We start from the raw sequence: 24,532 nt of genomic DNA on the forward strand, positions 1-24,532 counted from the left end.
CCTCCACCCTTCACGAACGCCCCAGCCTCACAAGAAGCCCCACCTCGTCGAACTCTTCCGGCGGCCTCCGACATGGCGGCGAGCAGGACGTGCCGCACGCACGTCAAGAACACCCTCCGGCGGGGCGGGCAGGGCGTGCCCGGGCCGTACCGAACGTCCGCACAGCGGAGCGCCCCGGAACGACCGTCACAGCCGACCGCGCCGCGAACCGCCGTCACGGTCACGGCAGAGGTACACCACGGGCACAACGGGCCGGCCGGGGATACGAGCCGACCGGTGCCGCATCCCGCGCGTCAGCCGCCGGGCACCACGCGCGACATCGACCGAGGCACCGACACCGACCCGACAGTGGGACGCCCCGGGTGCCGCTGCGACGGGCAGGCAGAACCAGGGCCCTCGGACGTCGGGCGCGCCGGCTCAGGACGTCGGCAGCAGGATTCCCGTGCGGTAGATCGTGCCGGCACAGGCGTTCGGGATGGTCGCCGTGGACGCGGCGGAGCCGGTCACCGGGGTGTTCGTGACCGCCACGCTGCCGTCGGCCACGCCGTCCTCCGTCATCAACTGGGGTGCCGTGCCGAGGGTGCCGTCGGTGGTGGAGCCGCTGCCCGTGGTCGCGGTGTCCGAGGGGCTCGGGTTGGGGGACGGGTTGCCGGGGTTGCCGCCCGTGGTGGGGCAGGTCTGCGAAGGGACCCAGGCGAACTTCACGTCGTACGTCGTCCCGGGCCTGAGCACCACCGAGGTGACTTCCTGGGTCGGGTCGGGCAGAGCCGTCGCCGGGTCGCCGACGACGTGGTTCACCACGCTGACCTTGGACGGGTCGGCGGCGCCCTGGGCGACGGTGGTCACATTGCCCGCACCGGTGACGGTACAGCTCGCGGTGGAGGTGTTGGCGACACGGAACGTGCCGTAGATCGCGCCGGTGGAGTCCGGGACGCCCGCGGTGGCGGTCGCGTTCCCCAGCTGGTCCACCGTGCACGCGGGTGCGCTCCCCGCGGAGACCGACGGGTCGACCTCGCCGGTCGCTCCGGTGCCCACGCCCTTGCCCTTGTCCCCCTTGTCCTTCTGGCCGTTCCCGCCCTTGTCCTTCGAGGTGCCCGCGGTCCCGGCGGCGCCGCTGGAGCCGCCGTCCGGGCCCTTGCCCTGGGAGGTGCCGCCCTGGGCCTGCGAGGCCTGGCCGGCGATGGAGGGGTCGGCGTTGGAGCCGGTGGCGTTCGAGACGTGGACGAGTGCGGGGATCGCCGTGCCGATGAACAGGGCGGCGGCGGCCATGCCGACCACGGCCTGCCGCTTCCGGGCCCGCCGGGCGGGCACCGCACGCCTCAGATGCGTCAGCGAGCCGTCGCGCGGCTCGATCTCGCTCACCGCCTGCTGCAGCATCCGCCGCAGCGCCAACTCGTCCGCAGCGAGTCCTTCGGGTGCCGCCCCCGGTTCGGGGCCGGTTCCGGCTTCCCCGCCGTTCGAGTCGGTCGGGTCGGTGCCGGAGCCGCCTGATCCGAGATCGTCCCGGCCGAGGTCCTCGAGCGCCGCCATGAGCCGGTCCCGACCGGGACCGTGGGGGTCGATACGGGGGCCTTCGCCGTCCGCGCCGGAGTTCTCGCGCTCGGCACCGGGACGCTCACCACCGCGGCGTTCGGCGTCCGTGTCGTCCCCGCCGTCGACGCCGGCGGGCCCGGGCACGGAGTGATCGCCCGCGGTCGCGTCGGCAGCGGCGCGGTCCGGTCCGGTCTCACGCCGGTCCTGGTCCTCGGGGCGGTGGTTCACAGTTCCGTTCCCAGCATGCTGCTCTTGGTCGTCCTCATGGGGCTCGGTCCGGTCGGTCGGCTGATGCCACTCATAGGGCTCATGGCGGTGCTGGACGTCGCTCCCCCAGGAGGCGCCGCGCCGCTCGTCGTGCTTGCTCATGCCGGCGCCCCCATGGCGGTACGGAGCGCGGCGATGCCACGTGAACCGTACGCCTTCACCGATCCGAGCGAGATGCCCAGCGTCTGCGCGACCTGGGCCTCGGTCATGTCCGCGAAGTAGCGCAGCACCAGGACCTCGCGCTGCCGGCGCTGAAGTCCCTTCATCGCCTTGATCAGCGAATCGCGCTCCAGCTGGTCGTACGCGCCTTCCTCGGCGCTCGCCATGTCCGGCATGGGCTTCGACAGCAGCTTGAGGCCGAGGATGCGGCGCCGCAACGCCGAGCGCGAGAGATTCACAACGGTCTGGCGGAGGTACGCGAGCGTCTTCTCCGGGTCGCGCACACGCTTGCGTGCGGAGTGGACCCGGATGAACGCCTCCTGGACGACATCCTCACAGGACGCGGTGTCGTCGAGAAGGAGCGCCGCGAGGCCCAGGAGGGAGCGGTAGTGGGCGCGGTACGTCTCGGTGAGATGGTCGACCGTGGTGCCGGCGGCCGTCTCGTCGGCGCCCTCGCGCTGATTCGGTATGCGGGTGGGCCGCGCTGCGGGCATGGGGGCGATCACCGGCATGCCGCCGGGCGCGCCGGGCATGCGGGGGCGGTGGGGAGGACGCAGGGTTGTGCCCCTCGCCCGTACCGCGGTGAATTCGAGTACCTCTGCCACGCTTGTTGGACACGTCTCCCCCCGCCAGGGTTGTACGCGGGAGACAGCGCTTTTGCCTCGGGCGTCACGCCCGGCCGCGCGTCCTCGCGTCTGCCCCCCAGCGCACCGGACCGTGCGTCAAGTGCCATGCGTACCAGCTCTTCCCCTATGCCCCATGTGTGGTGGTGCTCGGCCCCCGAAGGGCGACCGCAAAGACGCTCCCCGGCCTGTGCGCGGTTGCGGGGGCGGGGAGAAAAATCTTCGAACGCCGGGAGACGTCGATCAAGTGGTCTGAACCAATAGGACTGGACCACGGAACCGACACAGATCCTACAAACGATTCGGCCAATGACCACGGGGTTTCCGGCCCGTGGGCATGCGTTACCGCAGAACGTCCGTATCACGTGCGTCACATGGCATCCGTCGGCGGGTGCCGCTCATCGGGCGAACGGCACAAAGGGGTCACGCGGGGAACGCGCCGGTGACGCGCGTCCGGGGGCCGCACCGGCCGTCGCGGACCGGACGCCGCGCCCCCGCGTCCTCACTCGGACGTCCCGGGGCGCGGCGTCCCGGACGTCCTACGACGCTCCCAGCTCCGCGGCCACCAACTCGGCGATCTGAGCCGTGTTCAACGCCGCGCCCTTGCGCAGGTTGTCGCCGCACACGAACAGTTCCAGGGCGGTCGGATCGTCCAGGGCGCGGCGCACCCGGCCCACCCACGTCGGATCCGTGCCCACCACGTCCGCGGGGGTGGGGAACTCGCCCGCCGACGGGTTGTCGCAGAGGACCACGCCGGGCGCGGTGTCGAGGATCTCCCGGGCCCGGTCGACCGTGACCTCGCCCTCGAAACGGGCGTGGACCGTCAACGAGTGGGCCGTGACGACCGGTACGCGCACGCAGGTGACGGCGACGCGCAGCTCCGGCAGTCCGAGGATCTTGCGGGACTCGTCGCGGACCTTCATCTCCTCGGAGGACCACCCGTCCTCGCGCAGCGACCCGGCCCACGGCACCACGTTCAGTGCGACCGGCTCCGGGAAGGGTCCCGTGTGGTCACCCACCGCGCGCCGCAGGTCACCGGGGCTGGTGCCCAGTTCGGTGCCTGCGACGAGCGACAACTGCTGCCGCAGCGTGTCGATGCCCGCACGTCCCGCCCCGCTCACGGCCTGGTACGAGGAGACGACCAGCTCGCGCAGCCCGAACTCGGCGTGCAGCGCGCCGAGGGCCACGATCATCGAGAGGGTCGTGCAGTTGGGGTTGGCGATGATGCCGCGCGGGCGCACCCGGGCGGCATACGGATTGACCTCCGGCACCACCAGGGGGACCTCGGGGTCCATCCGGAACGCGCCCGAGTTGTCCACCACGACCGCGCCCTGCGACGCGGCGATCGGCGCCCACCGCTCGGCGACCTCGTCCGGCACGTCGAACATCGCCACGTCGACGCCGGACAGCGCCTCCTCGCTGAGCGCCACCACCTCGACCTCTTCACCGCGCACGGTCAGCTTGCGGCCGGCCGAGCGCGGTGAGGCGATCAGGCGGATCTCGCCCCAGATGTCCGCGTGCTGGGACAGGATCTGGAGCATGACCATGCCGACGGCCCCGGTCGCTCCCACCACCGCGAGCGTCGGATTGCCGGTCCGCGCCGTCATCGGTGCTCCGTACGGCCCGGGCCCCCGCACAGCGGGCCTGCCGACGGCCCGCCGCACGGAAGGGCCGGCGACTCCGTGCGTCCCGTGCCCCCGAAGGGGAGGCCGGTCATCGCCCGGTGCCTCCGTAGACGACGGCCTCGTCACTCTCGGAGTCCAAGCCGAACGCGGTGTGCACCGCACGCACGGCCTCCGCGACGTCGTCGGCGCGCGTGACGACCGAGATACGGATCTCGGAGGTCGAGATCAGCTCGATGTTCACGCCCGCGTCGCTGAGCGCCTCGAAGAAGGAGGCCGTGACGCCCGGGTTCGTCTTCATGCCCGCGCCGACCAGCGAGATCTTGCCGATCTGGTCGTCGTAGCGCAGCGAGTCGAAGCCGATCGCGGTCCTGCCCTTCTCCAGGGCGTCGATCGCCTTGCGCCCCTCGGTCTTCGGAAGGGTGAAGGAGATGTCCGTGAGACCGGTCGCCGCGGCGGACACGTTCTGCACGACCATGTCGATGTTGATCTCGGCGTCGGCGATGGCACGGAAGATCGAGGCGGCCTCGCCCGGCTTGTCCGGCACGCCGACGACCGTGATCTTGGCCTCGGAGGTGTCGTGCGCGACACCGGAGATGATGGCCTGCTCCACCTTCACGTCCCCTTGCTGAATCGGCTCGCTGCTGACCCACGTGCCCTGCAGCCCGCTGAAGGACGAGCGGACGTGGATCGGGATGTTGTAACGGCGTGCGTACTCCACACAGCGGTGGAGCAGCACCTTGGACCCGGACGCGGCCAGTTCCAGCATGTCCTCGAAGGAGATCCAGTCGATCTTCCGGGCCTTCTTCACCACACGCGGGTCGGCGGTGAACACGCCGTCGACGTCGGTGTAGATCTCGCACACCTCGGCGTCGAGGGCCGCGGCCAGCGCAACCGCGGTCGTGTCGGAACCACCGCGACCCAGGGTCGTGATGTCCTTCTTGTCCTGGCTCACGCCCTGGAAACCGGCGACGATGGCGATGTTGCCCTCGTCCAGCGCGGTACGGATGCGGCCCGGCGTGACGTCGATGATCCGGGCTTTGTTGTGGACCGAGTCGGTGATGACGCCCGCCTGGCTGCCGGTGAACGACTGGGCCTTGTTACCCAGGTTCTTGATCGCCATGGCCAGGAGCGCCATGGAGATCCGCTCTCCGGCGGTCAGCAGCATGTCGAGCTCACGCCCGGCAGGCATCGGGGAAACCTGCTCGGCGAGATCGATCAGCTCGTCCGTCGTGTCGCCCATCGCGGAAACCACGACAACCACATCGTTGCCGTTCTTCTTGGCTTCCACGATCCGCTTGGCGACGCGCTTGATGCCCTCGGCATCGGCTACGGAGGAGCCTCCGTACTTCTGCACGACAAGGCCCACGTGCGCTCCTCGCTCATCCGTCTCTTTCCGCACCTGCGCATGTGCGGGTGCGGTCGGCTCAGTCTATCGAGCGACCGAATTTCCCTTCCGGGATACCGCATGGTGAGATGTCTCGCTCACCCCGGGATCATCCCGGTTTTTCTCCGGACGTACGGCGGGCCCACGACGTTTTTCACCGCAGGGTCCACCGCGTGGCTCCGGCCGCTCCAGCAGCCCATCTGCCCCGGCAGGGCCCCCGTACTCGGAAAGTGCCGCGTGTCACAGGGGTGCCGTGCGCATCACCTCTCGAGCAGGGGGTACCGCCCGCCGCACCACGGCGGTGACGGATCCGCGCACGGCCATTGATCCGGAGGGATCGGCGGCGGGAGGATACCGGCCCGTGACGGATGGATGGGCGCCGGAACTGCTGCTGGCCGGAGTGGTGCTGCTCGGCGGATGCGTGCAGTGGCTCACCGGAATGGGCTTCGCCCTGGTCGCCGTCCCCGGGCTCGTGCTTCTGCTCGGGCCCGTCCAGGGTGTGGTGCTCGCCAACTGCGCCGCCGGCGCCGTCAGCGCCGTCGGGCTCGTGGACGGCCGGCGCGCCGTGCGGCTCCCCGTGATGGCTCCACTGTGCCTCGCCGCGGTGATCACCGTCCCGGCCGGGACCTGGGTGGCCCGGCAGCTGCCGGAACCCGCGCTGCTGGCGTGCCTGGGCGTGCTCGTCACCGGGGCGGTGGCGCTGGTCATGCGCGGCCTGCGGGTGCCCGCCCTGCGCGGCGGCCGGGGCGCCGTCGTCGCCGGTGGCCTGGGCGGGTTCATGAACTCGGCCGCGGGTGTCGGCGGACCGCCCGTCTCCCTGTACGCCCTCAACGCGGGCTGGACGGTACGCGAGTTCGTACCGAACGCACAGTTCTACGGTGTCGTCGTCAACCTGGTGTCGGTGACGTCCAACGGGCTGCCCCGGCTCACCGCTCCGGTCTGGGCCGTGGCCGTCACCGCGCTGGCGGCGGGTGCCCTGGCGGGCCGTGCGCTCACGGGGCGCGTGCCCGAGAACCGGGCACGCACCCTCGTCCTGCTCCTCGCGCTCGCCGGAGGCCTGAGCGCGCTCGGGAAGGGGGTCGCCGGGCTTACTTGACCGGACGCAGCCCCAGCGGTCCCGCGATCTCCTGGGCCATGACGCGGCCCGCCTCCTCGGCGAGGGTGTCGTCCCCGAGACCCTGGTCGGTGTCGAGGCCGTCGAGCTCCTCCAGCGGCTGGTTCAGCCGCACATGCGCCACCAGGGACTGCAGCGCGCGGAGCGTCGCGGACGCCGTGGAACCCCAGTTGGAGAAGTACGAGAACTGCCACCACCACAGGGCCTCGGTGGTACGGCCCGCACGGTAGTGGGCCATGCCGTGGCGCAGGTCGGTGATGACGTCCGCCAGGTCGTCCGAGATACGGGCCGGCACCGGCGCCTTGCGCGGCTCGTAGGGGTCGAAGACCTCCGAGTAGACGTCGACCGGGTCCAGCATGGCGGCGAGGCGTTCGCGCAGGTCGTCCGCGTCCGCGTCCGGGCCCGAGTCCGGCTCGTAGCGCTCGTCGGGCACGATGTCCTCGTGCGCGCCGAGACGGCCGCCCGCGAGGAGCAGCTGGGAGACCTCCAGCAGGAGGAACGGGATGGCCGAGTCCGGCTCGTCACCCTTGGCGACCTCCGTGACGGCGACCAGGAAACTCTCGATCTGGTCCGCGATCTGCACCGCGAAGTCGTCGGGGTCCATCGTCGTGGAGTGCAGCGTGGCGTCAGACATCTAGGAGTCGTCTCCCCTCGAAGGCGCGGCCGAGGGTGACCTCGTCCGCGTATTCCAGGTCGCCACCCACCGGGAGGCCGCTGGCCAGGCGGGTGACCTTGAGGCCCATGGGTTTGATCATCCGGGCGAGATACGTGGCCGTGGCCTCGCCCTCCAGGTTCGGGTCCGTCGCCAGGATCAGCTCGGTGACCGTGCCGTCGGCCAGCCGCGCGAGCAGCTCCCTGATCCGCAGATCGTCGGGGCCCACACCCTCGATCGGGCTGATGGCGCCGCCCAGGACGTGGTAGCGGCCCCGGAACTCACGGGTCCGCTCGATGGCGACGACGTCCTTCGGCTCCTCCACCACGCAGATCACCGAGGCGTCGCGGCGCGTGTCACGGCAGATGCCGCACAGTTCCTCCTGTGCGACGTTGCCGCAGATCGCGCAGAAGCGGACCTTCGCCTTCACTTCGAGCAGCGCCTGGGCGAGCCGGCGAACGTCCGTCGGCTCGGCCTGCAGGATGTGGAAGGCGATCCGCTGCGCGCTCTTGGGACCGACGCCGGGCAGCCGCCCCAGTTCGTCGATGAGGTCCTGGACCACGCCTTCGTACAACGGACTGCCTTTCCTGGGGAGCGTCGGTACGTACCGTAGCCGGGCTGGGTTTCTTGGTACGTACGGTAGTTGGCCCTCGCCTCGCTTAGAAGAGACGGGCCGGTGGACTCAGAACGGCAGGCCGGGGATGCCGCCGCCCAGCCCCTGGGCCAGCGGGCCGAGCTTCTGCTGCTGAAGGGTCTGCGCGTTCTCGTTGGCCGCCTGCACGGCCGCGACGATCAGGTCGGCGAGCGTCTCCGTGTCCTCCGGGTCGACCGCCTTGGGATCGATGGCCAGGGCGCGCAGCTCGCCGGCGCCGGTGACCGTGGCCTTCACCAGACCTCCGCCCGCCTGGCCGTCGACCTCGGTCCGCGCCAGTTCCTCCTGCGCATGGGCGAGGTCCTGCTGCATCTTCTGGGCCTGCTGGAGCAACTGCTGCATGTTGGGCTGGCCACCACCGGGGATCACGATCAGCTCCTGGTCTCGTACGGTACGGCGGTCGCGGTTTCGTGCCGCTGTCTGGGCGGGTTTTTACCGCCTGGCACGAGCCTACGTGGTCACCGTGACGCTCGCTCCGGTAGTCCGTCCGGACCCCGGAACGAACCGGCTCAGCACTCTTTCGAGTGACTTCGCCTGCCGGTCTATACCTGACCAAGGGCCACTTCCGGGCGGAAAAGCAGGGAAACCCGGGCCCTCGCCACCCATTGGGCGGTAGGAAGGGTCAGGCGCTTCAACACCACGCGTCACACACAGGTCGCGGAGCGTGCACGAGCGGACGCGCATCGCGGGGTGTACATCACGGAACGTGACAGCCGTACGGAGGGAGTGCCGGGTGAGCCAGCCGGAGATGCAGCCCGAGGGTCCGCTCCAGGACGGCCGGGGCGACGACACGACCGGGTTGCGGCCGGACGACCTCACCGGGCACCCCTTCCCGCACGGCGACTGGGCGGAGCCCGCGGAGCAGCTCGACGAGCTGTACCGCTGGGTGGAGCGCCGCGCGCTGGAGACGGCGACCTGGTACCTCACGAACCGCGTGTGGAAGCGGCGGGGAGCGCTCGCGCTGCGGGCCGGCGCCGCGACCGGGGCCGTCTGCGGGGCGGCGCTGCCGCTGCTCGATCTGACCGGCGCGGTCGGCGGGGTCGCGCCCTGGGCGTATCTGTCCCTGCTGCTGGGCGCGGCGTGCGTGGCGGCGGACCGGTTCTTCGGGGTGACGTCCGGATGGATGAGGGACGTGGCGAGCGCGCAGGCCGTGCAGCGCCGGCTCCAGGCGCTGCAGTTCGACTGGGCGTCGGAGAACGTGCGCGAGGTGCTGGGGCCGACCGAGGGGACCGCCGGGGAGGCGGCGGAGCGGTGCCTTTCGGTGCTGCGGCGGTTCTCCGAGGACATCACGGAGCTGGTGCGGGCGGAGACGGCGGACTGGATGGTGGAGTTCCGTACGAGGTCCGGGCCGCTCGGGATGCAGTCGGCGGGGGTGACCGCGCCGCGGGCGGAGGGGACGGCGCCGGGAAGGTTCCCGTCGGCGAACGGAACCCGGCCGAACATGCCCCGTCAGCGGCCGCCGGAACCGCGGTGAACGGCCGGCGGCAGCCCGGCGCCGCCGGCTTCAGCCCTCGTCGTCCGCGCACAGCGGAAGCACCGCGGGCGCGGAGCACGGCAGATGGCCGTGCGCCCGGATCACGGTCCCGCCGATGCCCTGGCCGAGGTGGGCGAGGAAGCCGGCCGCGAGGGAACCGGCCGCCGGGCTGCGATAGGTGTAGGCGTACTCGACCCCGCGGTAGGGGTAGTGGCTCCTGCCGAGCTCGATGTCCTCGACCGAGGCCGCGGCACCGTCCAGGGACACCCGGCGCACGCCCTCGTGGCCGAGGGCGAGGTTCAGCTCGCTGTAGCCGATGGCGCCGGGGAGTTCGCCCACCTTGTCCAGCACCTGCTGCGTGGAGTCGAGTTCGCAGCGCATGACGGGGGCGGACCTGTCGTCCTTGTGGACGCAGTCCAGTGAGGTACTGGGGGCGCGCTCCCAACTGCCCAGCACCTGCCGCTGGAAGATCTGCCGTGTGCCGGAGTCGGCGTTGCGGCTGACGAGGACCACGGGAAGATCGGGCAGCCGGGGGTCGAGCTGCTGCCAGCGTGTGACCTGTCCGCGGTAGATGCGCCGTACGTCGCCCAGGGAGAGCCCGTGGGGCAGCTCGATGCCCTTGTTCACGACCAGGGTGAAGGCCAGTACCGCGACCCGGTTGGCGACGAGCTCATGGGACCCGTCGGCGGTGCGGCCGTCGGAGAACGCGATCACGGAGGGCGAGCCCTCGGACTTGGCACCGCGGCCGACGAGTTCGCCCACCCCCGCCTCGCTGCCGCGCGCCTCCACGGTGATGCGGGCACCCGCGCACTTCTTCTCGTACTCCTTCGCCATCTCCCGTACCACGGGCGCGAAGGCCGTCGAGCCGGTGACCTTCAGGGAGCCGCGGGCACAGTCCATCGGCGGCGGTTTGGGCGGGCTGTCGTCGCGGGCGATGACGATGCCGGCGAGCGTGACGACGCTCAGGGTGAGCGTGATGCTGATCAGCCGGGCGGCCCGGCTGAACAGCGGCGGCTTGTCGTCCGGGGTCGCGCTGCGGTTGGGGTGCACCTCGCCGTCCCGGATGCCGCCCGTGAGCCGTATCGGGCGGCCCACGTCACCGCCCGACAGCAGCACGAGCAGCTTGAAGTGGTCGCCGTGGTTGAGCGGGACCCGCGGGATGCGCAGCCGGTTGCCCTCGTAGCCGAAGCCGCGCTCCGGGGTGAAGTGGTCCATGAGGTGGTCGGTGTCGGTCGGCTGCGTGACCGAGACACCGCGGATGGTGCGATCGGTGAACACCGCGGTCAGTCCGTGGCGTTCGGGACCGGTGTAGTCGTCGCGGTCGATGCCCTGCGAGCCGTCGTTCTCGATGCGGAGGAGAACGAGTGTCGCGTCCACCATGCCCGGGGTCTCGTCGAAGAGACCGAGACGTCTGTTGGCGCGGCCCGAACGGACGTCGTCGCCTATCGGGTTGTCCATCTGGACGCGGTAGCCGATGCGCTTGCGGCGCGGTACCCGGCGCTCGTACCAGACCATGACACCGGACGCGACGATACCGAGGAAAGCGGTCCCCACGGCCACGACGTTCTCTGCGCTCAACCACTCCATCGTGGGTCCCCCGCCACTGCCCGGAGCCGATCGTGGGGTCACGGTACGACCGCAGGCGGAAACGGGCAGGGAGCGCTCGCCGACGTCCGTATGACGTTCAACGGACAAGCCGATGAAGGGAGTTCAGTTCGCCTTCGTATACGTCAGGGACTCGCCGGTGCTCGTGTTCAGACGCTCGAGACGGCCGTCCGGGAGGATCGTCAGCTCCGTCGCCGCGCCCGGGGTGCAGGACGAGGCGGGGCTGCCGACCGTGACCGTGGACGGGCCGATCCTCAACGGGCCGCCGGAGGCGGGTTCCTCGGCCAGCTTCGCCCGGAAGACGCAGTGGTACGTGCCGCTGCCCGCCGGGCCGTCCGCGGTCAGGGAGAGCACCGGGTCGCCCACGTCGCCCTGCTCGATGACCAGGCTGCGGGTGCTGTGGCCGGCCGAGTTGTCGATGCTGCCGGTCCAGGTGCCGAGGTAGGCGTCCGGGACGGCGCCGGCAGCGGGCGACGGCGAGGTGGGGCTCGCGCTCGCCGGGGTGGAGGGCGCGGGCGTGCTCGGACCGTGGGTCGTGGGCGCCGCAGAGGTGTGCGAGGGCGTCGCGCCCCCACTCGTCCCGGTCCCCCCGCCCCGCATCAGCGCGAACACCGAGCCGCCGGCGCCGAGCGCCACCACCAGGGCGACGACGATCAGCACGGCGGTCGAGCGGCCGCTTCTGCGCACGGGCTCCGGCTGCCCCGGATCACCGTAGGGGGACGGTCCGTACGCGGACGGTCCGTACGGCGGGGTCGAGCCGTAGACCTGGCCCGTGGCGCCGCCCCGGCCACCGGCGTGCTGCGGGTGGCCGTACGCAGGTGGCTGGGCGTGCTGCTCGGGATACCCGTAGGCGGGATGCGGTACGGGCACGGGCGCGTGATCGGCCCGGACCACCTCGGTGGGCCGCCGGTCGGGCTCTCGGGACCCGCCGCCCGGCGGGGGCGTGTCCGGGCCGTCGGTGCCGTCCGCCGGGGAGGCATGCTCGAGCGGCGCCCCGGCGGCCCGGGGCGGCATCTGCTCGGTGAGGTCCACGGGATCCTGCGGTCCGCCCTCGACGGAGACCGTGGGCCCCCCGCGTTCGGTGCCGCCGTCGCCGCCCGCCGCGTCCACCGGATCCCCGCCGCGTTCGGCTCCGGGCAGCCCGCCCTCCGGTACGGCGGCACCGGCAGCGGGAGGCACCGCGGGGCCGAAGTGCCCCGGGTTCACGACGTGTCCCGCGGCGCCTCCGGGACCCGTGGCCGGCACGGTGGCGGCGGCCCGCGTGCCCTCCTCCGGGTCCTCCGTGTCCAGCAGCCGCACCGCGTGGCGGCCGAGTTGGGCGACCAGGACGCCGGGCAGCCAGGGGTCCTTGCTCCGGCCCCCGGAGACCGTGTCCTCGGCACCGGACCGCTCCAGGATCTCGGCGAGCGCGGGCCGGGCCGCCGGGTCCTTGCGCAGGCACTCCCGCACGAGGTCGTCGAGCCCCTCGGGCAGTCCCTCGAGGTCCGGATCCTCCTGCGCGATGCGGAACATCAGCGCGTGCGCCGCGGTGTTCGCGTCACCGAAGGGAAGGGTGCCCGTGGCGGCGTAGGCGAGCACGGACCCGAGGCAGAAGACGTCGCACGCGGGCGTGATGCGGTCGCCGCGCACCTGCTCGGGCGCCATGAATCCGGGCGATCCGACGAGCGCGCCGGTGCGGGTGAGCCCCGCGCCGTCCAGGGTCTCCAGGGCGCGGGCGATGCCGAAGTCGATGACCCGCGGCCCGTCGATGGTCACCAGGACGTTGGAGGGCTTGAGGTCGCGGTGGATCAGCCCGGCGGCGTGGATGTCCTGCAGGGCGTGGGCGAGCCCGGCGGCCAGGACGCCCACGGAGCGTTCCGGCAGGGCACCGTGATCGTGCGAGACCACGGTCTGGAGGGTCGGTCCGGCCACGTACCCGGTGGCGACCCACGGGATGTCGGCCTCGGTGTCGGCGTCGAGGACCGGTGCGGTCCAGTACCCGCCGACCTGCCGCGCTGCCCGTACCTCCTGCCGGAAGCGGGCCCTGAACTCCTCCCGCTCGGCCAGCTCCCGCCGGACGAGTTTCACGGCGACGGTCCGGCCCCGGTCCGACCGGGCCAGATACACCCTCCCCATGCCGCCGGCCCCGAGCCGCGCAAGCAGCCGATAGGCCCCGATCCGGTGCGGATCCCCCGCCCCCAGCTTGTCCATCACCGCGTCACCTGCCCCGCCCCCTGCCTGTGCGACAGCCAGAGAATAGTGCCGCCGTACACGTAGTCGGCCGGCCCGGTACCCGCGGTTCCAGGAACGCCCCGCGACGTCGACACACTGTCGCGTTCACGCCCCGACCGCAGACAGGACGCCGATGTCGCGTGTGCATCCCGGACACCTACGCTTCGCCGCATGACCCCTCAGATCGACCCCCGGGCCGGTGCCGCCGTCAAGGCCGCGGACCGTGCGCACGTCTTCCACTCCTGGTCAGCGCAGGACCTCATCGACCCGCTCGCCGTCGCCGGTGCCGAGGGGTCGTACTTCTGGGACTACGACGGCAACCGCTACCTCGACTTCACCAGCGGACTCGTCTTCACCAACATCGGCTACCAGCACCCGAAGGTCGTCGCCGCGATACAGGAGCAGGCCGCCACCCTGACCACGTTCGCGCCCGCCTTCGCCGTGGAGGCCCGGTCGGAGGCGGCACGGCTGATCGCCGAGCGCACGCCCGGCGACCTCGACAAGATCTTCTTCACCAACGGCGGCGCCGACGCGGTGGAGCACGCCGTGCGCATGGCGCGTATCCACACCGGCCGCCCCAAGGTGCTGTCCGCCTACCGCTCGTACCACGGCGGCACCCAGCAGGCCGTGAACATCACCGGAGACCCGCGCCGCTGGGCCTCCGACGGGGCCGCGGCGGGCGTGGTGCACTTCTGGGCGCCGTTCCTGTACCGCTCGCGGTTCTACGCCGAGACCGAACGGCAGGAGTGCGAGCGGGCGCTGGAGCACCTGGAGACGACCATCGCCTTCGAGGGGCCGGCGACCATCGCCGCCGTCGTTCTGGAGACCATCCCCGGGACGGCCGGGATCATGGTCCCGCCACGCGGCTATCTGGCGGGCGTCCGCGACCTGTGCGACGAGTACGGGATCGTCTTCGTGCTCGACGAGGTGATGGCCGGGTTCGGACGGACCGGCGAATGGTTCGCGGCGGACCTCTTCGAGGTGACCCCCGACCTGATGACCTTCGCGAAGGGCGTGAACTCCGGCTATGTGCCGCTCGGCGGTGTCGCCGTCTCGGGGAGGATCGCGGAGACCTTCGGCAAGCGGCCCTACCCGGGCGGTCTGACGTACTCCGGGCACCCGCTGGCCTGTGCCGCGGCCGTCGCCACGATCGACGTGATGGCGCAGGAGGGCGTCGTCGCCAACGCGGCGGTGGTCGGGGCCCAGGTCATCGAGCCGGGGCTGCGCGAACTGGCCGAGCGGCACCCGTCGGTGGGCGAGGTCCGCGGGGTGGGCATGTTCTGGGCCCTTGAACTGGTGAAGAACCGGGAGAGCCGGGAGCCGCTCGTGCCGTACAACGCGGCCGGTGAGGCGAACGCGCCGATGGCCGCCTTCGCGGCGGCCGCCAAGGCCCACGGCCTGTGGCCCTTCGTCAACATGAACCGCACGCACGTCGTCCCGCCCTGCACCATCACGGAGACGGAGGCGAAGGAGGGGCTCGCGGCCCTCGACGCGGCACTGTCGGTGGCGGACGAGTACACGGAGTGATGGGCCCCCGCCGCGCAGGCGGGTCACGCCGCACAGGAGCGCACGGGATGCGGCACTCCGGGAACCCCCACCGCGTAAGGTGACGTGCTCGATGAGGAACACGAGAACGTACGCGGATGGGGGATCCAGAGCACGATGCCCGGCAATGGCACCGTTACCCGTAGCACTCTGCGGCAGCAGATCGCGGACGCGCTCCGCGACGAGGTGCTGGCCGGCCGCTTGCAGCCGGGGCAGGAGTTCACGGTGAAGGAGATCGCCGAGCAGTACGGCGTCTCCGCGACCCCCGTCCGCGAGGCCCTGGTCGACCTGTCGGCCCAGGGCCTCCTGGACGCCGTCCAGCACCGCGGCTTCGCGGTCCGCGCCTTCTCCCTCGACGACTACCGCGAGATGATCGAGGCCCGGAGCCTCGTCACCGAGGGGATCTTCCACCGCCTCGCCACCGGGGACGGGACGGCCGCACTGACCGAACCCCGCCATGCCGCCGCCCTCACGGCGGTGCGCCGCCGCGGCGAGGAGGCCCAGCGCGCCGCCGCCGCGGGCGACCTGAACATCCTCATCGGCTACGACCTGCGGTTCTGGCGCGAGTTGAGCGCCGTGTTCGGCAACCCCTACCTCGCCGACTTCCTGCACCGGCTGCGCGTGCAGTCGTGGGTCTGCGCGGTGCAGCACCTGCGCCGGGTGACCGACCTCAAGGGCCGCCTCTGGGCCGGCCACACCGAACTCGTCGACGCGCTCGCCCGCCGCGACGCCGCGGCGGCACGCGCCCTGATCGAGGCCTACAACGTGCACTCCCTTGACCTCATCGAGCGACTGGCGGCCGGATGAGCGCGCCCCAGGCCACGGACGTCAGAAAGAACGTTCCGGTCGTCCCCGTCGACCTGTCCGTCGTCGTCCCCGCCCACAACGAGGAACAGCGGCTCGGCCCCACGCTCGAGGCGATCGTCGGTTATCTGGGCGCGAGCGGGAGCCGTTTCGGCCCGTGGGAGGTCCTCGTCGTCGACGACGGGTCGACCGACGGCACACAGGACGTGGTCACCGCCGTCGCGGCCCGCGACCGGCGCGTCCGGCTCGTCACCAGTCCCGAGAACCAGGGCAAGGGCCATGCCCTGCGCCTGGGCGTACTCGCCTCCCGCGGCCGCCGGGTGCTGGTCACGGACGCCGATCTGGCCACGCCGATCGAGGAGTTGGAGGCGCTCGACAAGGCGCTGGCCGACGGGCCCTCGGCGGCGATCGGCTCGCGCTCGGCTCCGGGCGCGACCATAGAGCGGCACCAGAGCCGCGCACGCGAGCTGCTCGGGCGCGCCGGGAACTTCCTGATACGCCGGATAGCCGTGCCCGGCATACGCGACACGCAGTGCGGCTTCAAGCTCTTCGACGGCGAGCGGGCCCGCGAGGCCTTCGCCGAGTCCCGGCTCCGCGGCTGGGGCATCGACGTGGAGATACTCCAGCACTTCCGGCGCTCGGGCTGGCCGGTCGCCGAGGTCCCGGTGCGCTGGGCGCACCAGCCGGGCTCCAAGGTCCGCCCGTGGGACTACGCCCGCGTCCTGGTCGAGCTGACCGCCCTGAAGGTCCGTTCCGTCCGGCCCGCCGACCTCCTCGCGGTCGCCGCTTTCCTGGTGATGGCGGTCAGCCTGTACGCCGGCCGCTGGGCCGACCCGAACCACCGCTACCTCCCCGAGTCGCTCCAGGACCAGAACCAGTGGGAGTGGTTCTTCGCGGTGACGGCCGACAACGTGGCCCATCTCCGCAACCCCCTGTTCACCGCCCTGCAGGGCTATCCCGACGGCGTGAACCTCATGGCCAACACGGTCATGCTGGGCCTGACCGTCCCCTTGGCTCCGGTCACCCTGCTCCTCGGCCCCGCGGTCACCCTCGCCCTCGTCATGACGGTCGGGCTGGCCGCCACGGCCACCGCCTGGTACCGGCTGATCGTGAAACGGGTCGTCCGGCACCGGGGCGCGGCCTTCGTCGGCGCGGCGCTCGCCGCCTTCGCGCCCCCGATGGTCAGCCACGCCAACGCCCACCCGAACTTCATCGTGCTGTTCATGATCCCGCTGATCATCGAGCGCGCGCTGCGGTTGTGCGGGGGCGAACGGGTCGTCCGCAACGGCGTGGTCCTCGGGCTGATGCTGGTGTACCAGATCTTCCTCGGGGAGGAGCCGCTGCTGCTCGCCTCCGTCGGCATGGTGCTCTTCGCGGGCGCGTACGCGGCCCTGCGCCCGGACGTGGCGAAGGCGGCCTGGCGGCCGCTGCTGAAGGGCCTCGCGATCGGTGCGGCGGTGTGCCTCCCCCTGGTCGCGCTGCCCCTGTACTGGCAGTTCTTCGGCCCGCAGAGCTACAGGAGCGTGCTGCACGGGGACAACGCGGGCAACAGTCCGCTCGCCCTGCTCTCCTTCTCCGGGCGCTCGCTGGTCGCGGGCAACGACGCGAGGGCGAGCGCGCTCTCCTTGAACCCCACCGAGCAGAACGCCTTCTACGGCTGGCCGCTCGTGGCCCTGGCCTTCGCGATCGTGGTACGCCTGTGGGAGCACGTCCTGGTCAAGGCGCTGGCGTTCACGGCGGCGGCGGCCGCCTTGCTCTCGCTGGGCCCGCGCTTCCGGATCCCGCTCAGCGACTCCACTCTTCCCGGCCCCTGGGCCCTGCTCGCGGACAAGCCCCTGTTCGAGTCGGTCATCGAGGGCCGGGTCGCGATGATCTGCGCACCCGCGCTCGGCATGCTGCTGGCGGTGGCGATCGAGCGGCTGGTGCGCACCCCGAACATCGCCAACCAGTTCATCGGCCTCACCGCGATCGCCGCGGCCCTCATCCCGATCGTCCCGGCCCCGCTGAAGTCGGTCGAACGCGTCGAGGTGCCTGCCTTCATCGCGGACGGGACCTGGAAGGCGTACATCGGCAAGGACGAGACGCTCGTACCGATCCCGCTGCCGGACTCGGGCAACGCGGAGGCACTGCACTGGCAGACCGCGGCGGGCCTGAAGTTCAGGCTGCCCGGCGGTTACTTCAACGGCCCCTACGGCAGTGAGCGCATCGGCATCTACACCGCGTCCCCCCGCTACACGTCCAACATGCTGCGTGACATCAGTTTCACCGGCCGGGTGCCCGTGATCGGCAGGAACTGGCAGGCGCAGGCCCGTGCCGACTTCGCCTACTGGAAGGCGGGGGCGCTGGTGCTTCCCCCGCAGCAGTACCAGGACCAGCTGCGCCAGGCCGTGGACAAGCTGGTGGGGCGACCGGGTAGGTGGGTCGGCGGAGTATGGGTATGGGACCTGCACGGCTGAGGCGAACCGCCCTCGCGCCCATTACTCTGCCTGGACCACACCGATAACCGGAGGAGCTGACTGTTGGCCTGTGACCTGTGGCTGGTCCCGCTCGTCGACGTGTTGTGCCACACACCCGACAATCCGTTCGCGGAAGAACTCGCCCTCTACGACAAGGTGCTGGGCGAGGCAGGACTGCCGCCGGTGCCGGTGTACCAGTACATGCCGGGACTGACCGGTGAGGTGGCCCCGATCGCGGGGTTCGACTACGACGCGCTGCACTTCCTGCGCCGCGCGTACCTGCTCCAGGTGTGCGGTCTCGCCGTGACCCCGGTCGACGAACTGGGCGGCGACTACGAGCAGCTGCTGGAGATGTTCGAGTCGACGGCCCAGCAGTCCCATCTGGTGTGGCACTACGACCACGCCGGCGCGTACGTCCCGGTCGACTTCCCGCACCCGCTGGCGAACGACGAACTCCTCACGGGCGGAGGCCCCTTGGGTTCCGCCCATGGGCTGCTGAGGGAGCTGAAGCTGGTGGCCCCGGCCATCGGCATCGACCCGGCGAATCCGCCCGCCGCGCCGGAACCCCCGGCCGCCCCCACGGAGCTGGAGGAACCGGCGCTTCCCGCTCCGTACGACCCGAGCCCCTTCGCGCGTGAACGGCACGTGTGGCTCGGCCTGCACACGGCGGTGACCCGGAGCCTCGCCCAGGGCTCGATGATCGTCTTCAGCTGAGGCGGCCCGGCGGCCGCACACCTGCTTCAGGACGGGCCGTGGAACGCCCTGCCCCCGCAGTGGCCGGAGCCTCACCGGGGGCAGGGCGGACGGTGGGTCCGCGATCTACAGGAACGAGTTGACCTCGATCGTCTCGTCGCGGCCCGGGCCCACACCGATCGCCGAGATCGGGGCGCCGGACATCTCCTCCAGGGCCTTGACGTACCCCTGGGCGTTCTTCGGCAGATCCGCGAAGGTCTTGGCCTTCGTGATGTCCTCCTGCCAGCCGGGCAGGTACTCGTAGACCGGCTTCGCGTGGTGGAAGTCCGTCTGGGAGTAGGGGAGTTCCTCCATGCGCACGCCGTCGATCTCGTACGCGACGCAGACCGGGATCTGCTCCCAGCCGGTGAGCACGTCGAGCTTGGTGAGGAAGAAGTCGGTCAGCCCGTTCACCCGGGTCGCGTAGCGGGCGATCACCGCGTCGAACCAGCCGCAGCGGCGGTCACGGCCGGTGGTGACGCCCCGCTCGCCGCCGATGCGGCGCAGGGCCTCGCCGTCGTCGTCGAACAGCTCGGTCGGGAAGGGGCCCGAGCCGACGCGGGTCGTGTACGCCTTCAGGATGCCGATGACCCGGCTGATCTTCGTCGGGCCGACGCCGGAGCCCGTGCACGCGCCGCCAGCGGTCGGGTTCGACGAGGTCACGAAGGGGTAGGTCCCGTGGTCGATGTCCAGCAGGGTGCCCTGGCCGCCCTCGAACAGGACGACCTTGCCGTCGTCGAGCGCCTGGTTGAGGACGAGTACCGTGTCGGCGACGTACGGCCTGATCTTCTCGGCGTAGCCGAGCAGTTCCTCGACGACCTGGTCGACCGCGATCGCGCGCCGGTTGTACAGCTTGGTGAGGATCTGGTTCTTGACGTCGAGGGCCGCCTCCACCTTCTGGGTGAGGATCGACTCGTCGTAGAGGTCCTGGACCCGGATGCCGACGCGGTTGATCTTGTCGGCGTAGGTCGGGCCGATGCCGCGGCCGGTGGTGCCGATCTTGCGCTTGCCCAGGAAACGCTCCGTCACCTTGTCGACCGTGACGTTGTACGGCGTGATGACGTGGGCGTTGCCGCTGATCAGAAGCTTGGAGGTGTCGACGCCTCGCTCGTTCAGACCGCTCAGCTCGGAGAGCAGGACCGACGGATCGACGACGACGCCGTTGCCGATGACGGGTGTACATCCGGGCGACAGGATTCCGGACGGGAGAAGGTGGAGCGCATACTTCTGGTCACCTACGACCACCGTGTGGCCGGCGTTGTTGCCGCCCTGATAGCGCACTACATAGTCCACCGAACCACCGAGCAGGTCGGTGGCCTTTCCCTTGCCCTCGTCACCCCACTGAGCACCGAGCAGCACAAGTGCGGGCACGCGCGTACACCCCTTCCGGGCGGGGCATGTCCAAGGCCAGGGGCGTACGCGGAGGGTCCACCGCCGCGTGCACCGCGACCGTCATCGGTCGCAACCGTCGGACCGGATGCCCCGGAATAGACGAAGCCCCTGGCGCAATAGCGCAAGGGGCTCTTGCACAAAGATGCTACCCGAGGAAGCGAGGCAGGACCGAGGTGGCGACTTCCGACCAGCTCCTCGTGGTCATCGACCCGGTCGCCCGTCACAGTGACGGTGAGTCGGTACGGATCGCGAAAGACGTGCTCAGCGCGGGTGCGGCGGCCAAGGTGTGCCTCCCGGACGGCCCGGAGGAATTCGCCCGGGCGCTGGATCGCCGGGGGTCCCGGCGGCCGGTCGTCGTGGGTGACGACCGGGCTCTGCTGCGCGCGGTGACCCTGCTGCACCGCCGACGCGAGCTCGGCACGACGAGGCTGTCGTTCGTGCCGGTGGGGGCCGCGCTGACGCTCGCGCGGTCCCTGGGGGTGCCCACGGGGGCGGTGGCGGCGGCCCGGGCCGTGCTGGACGGCGCGGAGCGGCGACTGGACCTGCTGGTGGACGACAGCGACGGCGTGGTTCTCGGGGATCTGCGGATTCCGTCCGTGCCGGTCGCGCCCCCCGGATGCGACGGCGCACCGGTCGGCGAGGAGGCCGCGCAGGGCCGGCCGTGGCTGCGGATGCGGCAGTCCCTGGTCCGCACGCTGGCGCCGCGTCCCCCGCGGCCCGCGCCCCCTGCGGCCCGGCCCTCCCGGCTGCGGGTGGAGGTCGACGGTCTGACGCTCGTGGACCTCGACCAGCCGGTGGCGGGTGTGTCGGTGGTGCCGGGCGATCCGGGGGTGGCCGAGGTCCAGGTGCGACCGGTGTCGGTGGGGGCGGAGGCCGCACCGCTCCACGCGGTCGGACGCCGGGTGACGGTGTCCGGCGCCGACTTCCGCTACCGGGCGGACTCCGTGGTCGGCGGGCCCGTGCGGACGCGGACGTGGGTGGTACGCGAGGCGGCGTGGGGATTGACGCTGCCCGGGTGAGGTGGGCCGCCCGCCTCCCGGGCGCCCGGATCGGTCCCACGGTCCGGACGGGTCAGCCCGGGTGGCCCGCCCCGTCCGCGCCGTAGTGCTGGTCCCGATGGACACGCCAGCGCTCCATCATCATGGCGATCTCGCCGTCGATGAACTCGAAGAAGGCCAGCGTCTCCGACAGCCGCCGGCCGGCCGGGGTCTGCGCACCGAGGCCGTCGACGCCCTCACGCAGAGCGTGCTCCCAGCGTCTGAGCACCGCGTCCCGGTTGGTCAGCGCCTCGTACCACTGGTTGCTGCTGACGCGGTACCGCTCGCGCCGCGATCCCGGCTCGCGCTCGCGCGCGACCATGTGCTGCTGGGCGAGGTAGCGCACCGCGCCGGAGACCGCGGCGGGACTGACCTGGAGCTGCTCACCGAGTTCGGCGGAGGTCAGGGAACCGGGGTCGGAGGACAGCAGTGCCGCGAAGACCCGGGCGGGCATCCGCTGCATGCCGGCCTCGACGAGTTGCGCCGCGAAGCCCTCCACGAACTTGGAGACCACCTCGGGGTCCCGCCCCTCCGTACCCGGCTCCGTCATCCCGCGATCATCTCCCCTGCTCGTACGCCCCTCGCCAGTCTATCCGGCTTTTTAATATGTTTCCTTAACTTCACAAACTTCTGAAGATAGCGTAGCTTCCACAGCATGACCAAGGCCATCACCGTCTCCGGACTGCACAAGTCGTTCGGCAGGACGCACGCACTCGCGGGCCTCGACCTGGAGGTCGAGGCCGGCGAGGTCCACGGTTTCCTGGGCCCCAACGGCGCCGGGAAGTCCACCACCATCAGGGTCCTGCTCGGTCTGCTGCGCGCGGACTCCGGAGCGGCCCAGGTGCTCGGCCGCGACCCATGGGCGGACGCGGTGGAACTGCACCGGCGGGTCGCGTACGTCCCCGGGGACGTCACCCTGTGGCGCAACCTCTCGGGCGGCGAGGTCATCGACCTGTACGGCCGCCTGCGCGGGGGCCTCGACCAGGCGCGCAGGGCGGAGCTGATCGAGCGCTTCGAACTGGATCCCACCAAAAAGGGGCGGACGTACTCCAAGGGCAACCGGCAGAAGGTCGCCCTCGTCGCCGCGTTCGCCTCGGACGTCGACCTGCTGATCCTCGACGAACCGACCTCCGGCCTCGACCCGCTGATGGAGGAGGTCTTCCAGCGGTGCGTCGAGGAGGAGCGCCGGCGCGGCCGGACCGTCCTGCTGTCCTCGCACATACTCAGCGAGGTGGAGGAGCTCTGCGACCGGGTGAGCATCATCCGCAACGGCCGGACGGTCGAGAGCGGTTCACTCGCCGACCTGCGGCATCTGACCCGCACCAGTGTCACCGCCGAACTCGCCGGGGCGCCGAACGGACTGGCCGGACTGCCCGGCGTCCATGACCTCGACATCCAGGGCCGCCGGGTCAGGCTCCAGGTGGAAACGGACAAGCTGGACGCGGTGCTGAGGTCGCTCGGCGAATCCGGCGTGCGGTCGCTGACGTCGACGCCGCCGACGCTGGAGGAGCTCTTCCTGCGGCACTACCAGGACGAACTCCAGGAAGAAGGGGCCCGATGACCGCCGTCGCGCCGGCCTTCGCCGTGCGGACCGGAGGATCCCGGCAACTCGCCGGGACGGGAACGCTGTTGAGGTTCGCCCTGCGCCGGGACCGGTCGATGATCCCGCTCTGGGTCGCGATCAACGCCCTGATGGTGCTGTCGATGCCGGGCACGCTCAAGGGCCTGTACGGCACGGCGGCCCAACGCGCCGATCTGACCGACCAGATGGCCACCAACAGCTCGCTGCGTGCGATGGTCGGGCCGGTCTTCGGCGAGTCGCTCGGCGCCCTCACCGCCTGGCGCGTCGGCGTCTACGCCGCGCTGCTCGCCGCGGTGATGTCCCTGCTCGTCGTCGTACGGCACACCCGTGACGAGGAGGAGAGCGGACGTCAGGAGCTGATCTCCTCGGCGATGGTGGGGCGACGCGCACCGCTGACGGCCGCCCTGCTCACGGCCGCCGTCGCGAACGCGGTCCTGGCACTGGTGATCACGGGCGGTCTCACCGGGCAGGGCGCCACGGGCGCGCTGGCGCTGGGGCTCGGGATCGCCGGGGTCGGCATGGTCTTCGCCACGATGGCGGCGATCGCCGCACAGCTGACCGAGAGCGCACGGCTGGCCCGCGGTCTGACCAGTGCGGTGCTGGGCGCCGCCTTCGTGCTGCGGGCGGCGGGCGACGCCGGATCGAACGACGGCTCGTCGGTGCTGACCTGGCTCTCCCCCCTCGGCTGGCTGGAGAACGAGCGCCCCTACGCCGGTGAACGCTGGTGGGTGCTGCTGCTGTTCGCGGCGGCGGTGCTGGTCCAGGGCGCGCTGGCCTACACGCTCGCCGGGCGGCGTGACATCGGTATGAGCTTCCTGCCCACCCGGCCGGGCCCCGCCACCGGGCGCCTCGGCTCGGCGGGCGCCCTGGCCTGGCGGCTGCAGCGCGGCAGCGTGCTGGGCTGGAGCGTGGGCTTCTTTCTCGCCGGGGTCGTCTACGGCGGAATGACCGACGGCGCGACGGACCTCGTCGGCGACAACGACAAGGCCCGCGAGATCTTCCAGCGGATGGGCGGGCAGTCGGGGCTGACGGACACGTTCCTCGCCGCCATGGTCGGCATCATGGGCCTGGTCGCCGCGCTCTACATCGTGGCGTCCGTGCTGCGCCTGAACGGCGAGGAGACGTCGGGGCGGGCCGAACCGGTGCTGGCGAGCGCGGTGGGTCGGCTGCGGTGGGCCGGCGGCCATCTGATGATCGCCTTCGGCGGCGCCGCACTGATCATGCTCCTCTCGGGTCTGGGTTTCGCGGTGGGCTACGGCAAGGAGATCGGCCCGATCCTGGGCGCGTGCCTGGTCCAGCTCCCGGCGATCTGGGTGATCGGCGGTCTGGCGGTCCTGCTCTACGGCGTGCTCCCGCAGGGTGCCGCGGCGGCGTGGGGCGTGGCGGGGGCGGCGCTGCTGATCGGCTGGGTGGGCCCGGCGCTGGACCTTCCGCAGGCCGTACTGGACATCTCGCCCTTCGGTCATCTGCCGAAGCTGCCGGGCGGGGCGATGGACTGGCCGCCGGTGCTCCTCCTGACCGCACTGGCCGCCGTGCTGGTGGCCGCGGGGCTTGCGGGGTTGCGCAGGCGCGACCTGTCGACCTGAGGGTGCCTCCGGGAGGACCGGCGTTCTCGCCGCGCTTCTCCGGGGGCGGGACCCCGTCCGTCCTCCGGGTCGGCGGTCCCGGGCGCGCCCCCGCGCCCG

General features: G+C 71.6%; 20 protein-coding genes. 9 read left to right on the forward strand and 11 right to left on the reverse strand.

The window, feature by feature from the left end; translation table 11 throughout:
• Positions 1–417 precede the first annotated feature (417 nt).
• From ACSHXN_RS19700 to ACSHXN_RS19715, 4 genes are all read right to left on the reverse strand, one after another.
• A complete protein-coding gene (locus tag ACSHXN_RS19700) occupies positions 418–1,902 on the reverse strand; it encodes a hypothetical protein (RefSeq protein WP_438303445.1) in 1,485 nt (494 codons plus the stop codon).
• On the reverse strand, positions 1,899–2,492 hold the full coding sequence (locus ACSHXN_RS19705) for a SigE family RNA polymerase sigma factor (RefSeq protein WP_107116865.1): 594 nt from the start codon (positions 2,490–2,492) through the stop codon (positions 1,899–1,901). Before ACSHXN_RS19705 ends, ACSHXN_RS19700 begins: the two co-directional genes overlap by 4 nt.
• A gap of 629 nt (positions 2,493–3,121) precedes the next feature.
• Positions 3,122–4,189: an aspartate-semialdehyde dehydrogenase gene (locus tag ACSHXN_RS19710; protein ID WP_355131253.1), complete on the reverse strand. Its 1,068-nt coding sequence runs from the start codon at positions 4,187–4,189 to the stop codon at positions 3,122–3,124.
• Positions 4,190–4,295: 106 nt separating this feature from the next.
• Positions 4,296–5,573, reverse strand: coding sequence for an aspartate kinase (locus ACSHXN_RS19715; RefSeq protein WP_059133556.1), 1,278 nt, complete (start codon positions 5,571–5,573; stop codon positions 4,296–4,298).
• A 379-nt stretch (positions 5,574–5,952) separates the two neighbouring features.
• Between ACSHXN_RS19715 and ACSHXN_RS19720 the strand changes: the two genes are divergently transcribed.
• On the forward strand, positions 5,953–6,687 hold the full coding sequence (locus tag ACSHXN_RS19720) for a sulfite exporter TauE/SafE family protein (protein WP_355131255.1): 735 nt from the start codon (positions 5,953–5,955) through the stop codon (positions 6,685–6,687).
• Here ACSHXN_RS19720 and ACSHXN_RS19725 read toward each other — a convergent pair.
• The 3 genes from ACSHXN_RS19725 to ACSHXN_RS19735 form a co-directional block, all read right to left on the reverse strand.
• Positions 6,680–7,339, reverse strand: a complete 660-nt coding sequence (locus ACSHXN_RS19725; RefSeq protein WP_059133554.1) for a DUF5063 domain-containing protein — start codon at positions 7,337–7,339, stop codon at positions 6,680–6,682. The two genes, ACSHXN_RS19720 and ACSHXN_RS19725, sit on opposite strands and share 8 nt — an antisense overlap.
• Entirely contained in the window at positions 7,332–7,931 is a 600-nt protein-coding gene (recR, locus tag ACSHXN_RS19730; RefSeq protein WP_059133553.1) for a recombination mediator RecR, read from the reverse strand. Before recR ends, ACSHXN_RS19725 begins: the two co-directional genes overlap by 8 nt.
• Positions 7,932–8,039: 108 nt before the next feature.
• A complete protein-coding gene (locus ACSHXN_RS19735) occupies positions 8,040–8,378 on the reverse strand; it encodes a YbaB/EbfC family nucleoid-associated protein (RefSeq protein WP_355131258.1) in 339 nt (112 codons plus the stop codon).
• Positions 8,379–8,742: 364 nt separating this feature from the next.
• Here ACSHXN_RS19735 and ACSHXN_RS19740 point away from each other — a divergent pair, with 364 nt between their 5' ends.
• Positions 8,743–9,483: an SLATT domain-containing protein gene (locus ACSHXN_RS19740; RefSeq protein ID WP_355131260.1), complete on the forward strand. Its 741-nt coding sequence runs from the start codon at positions 8,743–8,745 to the stop codon at positions 9,481–9,483.
• A gap of 30 nt (positions 9,484–9,513) precedes the next feature.
• On the opposite strand, the gene ACSHXN_RS19745 is transcribed toward ACSHXN_RS19740, so the two are convergent.
• Both ACSHXN_RS19745 and ACSHXN_RS19750 read right to left on the reverse strand, forming a co-directional pair.
• Positions 9,514–11,070 carry a PstS family phosphate ABC transporter substrate-binding protein gene (locus tag ACSHXN_RS19745; RefSeq protein ID WP_438303446.1) on the reverse strand — a complete coding sequence of 519 codons (1,557 nt, stop codon included), beginning with the start codon at positions 11,068–11,070 and terminating at the stop codon, positions 9,514–9,516.
• 123 nt (positions 11,071–11,193) lie between these two features.
• Entirely contained in the window at positions 11,194–13,278 is a 2,085-nt protein-coding gene (locus ACSHXN_RS19750; protein ID WP_438303447.1) for a protein kinase domain-containing protein, read from the reverse strand.
• A 192-nt stretch (positions 13,279–13,470) separates the two neighbouring features.
• On the opposite strand from ACSHXN_RS19750, the gene ACSHXN_RS19755 reads away from it, so the two are divergent.
• The 4 genes from ACSHXN_RS19755 to ACSHXN_RS19770 all read left to right on the forward strand — a co-directional run bounded on the left by ACSHXN_RS19755 (position 13,471) and on the right by ACSHXN_RS19770 (position 18,818).
• Positions 13,471–14,826, forward strand: coding sequence for an aspartate aminotransferase family protein (locus ACSHXN_RS19755; RefSeq protein ID WP_438303448.1), 1,356 nt, complete (start codon positions 13,471–13,473; stop codon positions 14,824–14,826).
• Positions 14,827–14,961: 135 nt separating this feature from the next.
• The gene (locus ACSHXN_RS19760) at positions 14,962–15,651 is read left to right on the forward strand and encodes a GntR family transcriptional regulator (RefSeq protein ID WP_438306482.1); all 690 of its coding nucleotides are present in this window, start codon (positions 14,962–14,964) and stop codon (positions 15,649–15,651) included.
• Positions 15,648–18,104: a dolichyl-phosphate beta-glucosyltransferase gene (locus ACSHXN_RS19765; RefSeq protein ID WP_438303449.1), complete on the forward strand. Its 2,457-nt coding sequence runs from the start codon at positions 15,648–15,650 to the stop codon at positions 18,102–18,104. The genes ACSHXN_RS19760 and ACSHXN_RS19765 overlap by 4 nt, the downstream gene beginning before the upstream one ends.
• Positions 18,105–18,167: 63 nt before the next feature.
• Positions 18,168–18,818, forward strand: coding sequence for a hypothetical protein (locus ACSHXN_RS19770; protein ID WP_356292622.1), 651 nt, complete (start codon positions 18,168–18,170; stop codon positions 18,816–18,818).
• Between the two features lie 105 nt (positions 18,819–18,923).
• Here ACSHXN_RS19770 and ACSHXN_RS19775 read toward each other — a convergent pair whose 3' ends face one another.
• Entirely contained in the window at positions 18,924–20,207 is a 1,284-nt protein-coding gene (locus ACSHXN_RS19775; RefSeq protein ID WP_356109069.1) for an adenylosuccinate synthase, read from the reverse strand.
• Between the two features lie 194 nt (positions 20,208–20,401).
• Here ACSHXN_RS19775 and ACSHXN_RS19780 point away from each other — a divergent pair, with 194 nt between their 5' ends.
• Positions 20,402–21,247: a diacylglycerol kinase gene (locus tag ACSHXN_RS19780; RefSeq protein ID WP_355131274.1), complete on the forward strand. Its 846-nt coding sequence runs from the start codon at positions 20,402–20,404 to the stop codon at positions 21,245–21,247.
• Positions 21,248–21,299: 52 nt separating this feature from the next.
• Here the strand turns inward: ACSHXN_RS19780 and ACSHXN_RS19785 are convergent, their stop codons facing one another.
• Complete coding sequence (locus tag ACSHXN_RS19785) at positions 21,300–21,815, reverse strand: GbsR/MarR family transcriptional regulator (protein WP_438303450.1); 516 nt, start codon at positions 21,813–21,815, stop codon at positions 21,300–21,302.
• Between the two features lie 105 nt (positions 21,816–21,920).
• Here ACSHXN_RS19785 and ACSHXN_RS19790 point away from each other — a divergent pair, with 105 nt between their 5' ends.
• Positions 21,921–22,826 carry an ABC transporter ATP-binding protein gene (locus tag ACSHXN_RS19790; protein WP_355131278.1) on the forward strand — a complete coding sequence of 302 codons (906 nt, stop codon included), beginning with the start codon at positions 21,921–21,923 and terminating at the stop codon, positions 22,824–22,826.
• Positions 22,823–24,433: an ABC transporter permease gene (locus tag ACSHXN_RS19795; protein WP_438303451.1), complete on the forward strand. Its 1,611-nt coding sequence runs from the start codon at positions 22,823–22,825 to the stop codon at positions 24,431–24,433. Before ACSHXN_RS19790 ends, ACSHXN_RS19795 begins: the two co-directional genes overlap by 4 nt.
• The last annotated feature ends 99 nt before the right edge of the window (positions 24,434–24,532 follow it).

The sequence above is a fragment of the Streptomyces sp. HUAS TT11 genome (genome assembly GCF_051553595.1).
In the GTDB taxonomy this organism is placed as follows: domain Bacteria; phylum Actinomycetota; class Actinomycetes; order Streptomycetales; family Streptomycetaceae; genus Streptomyces.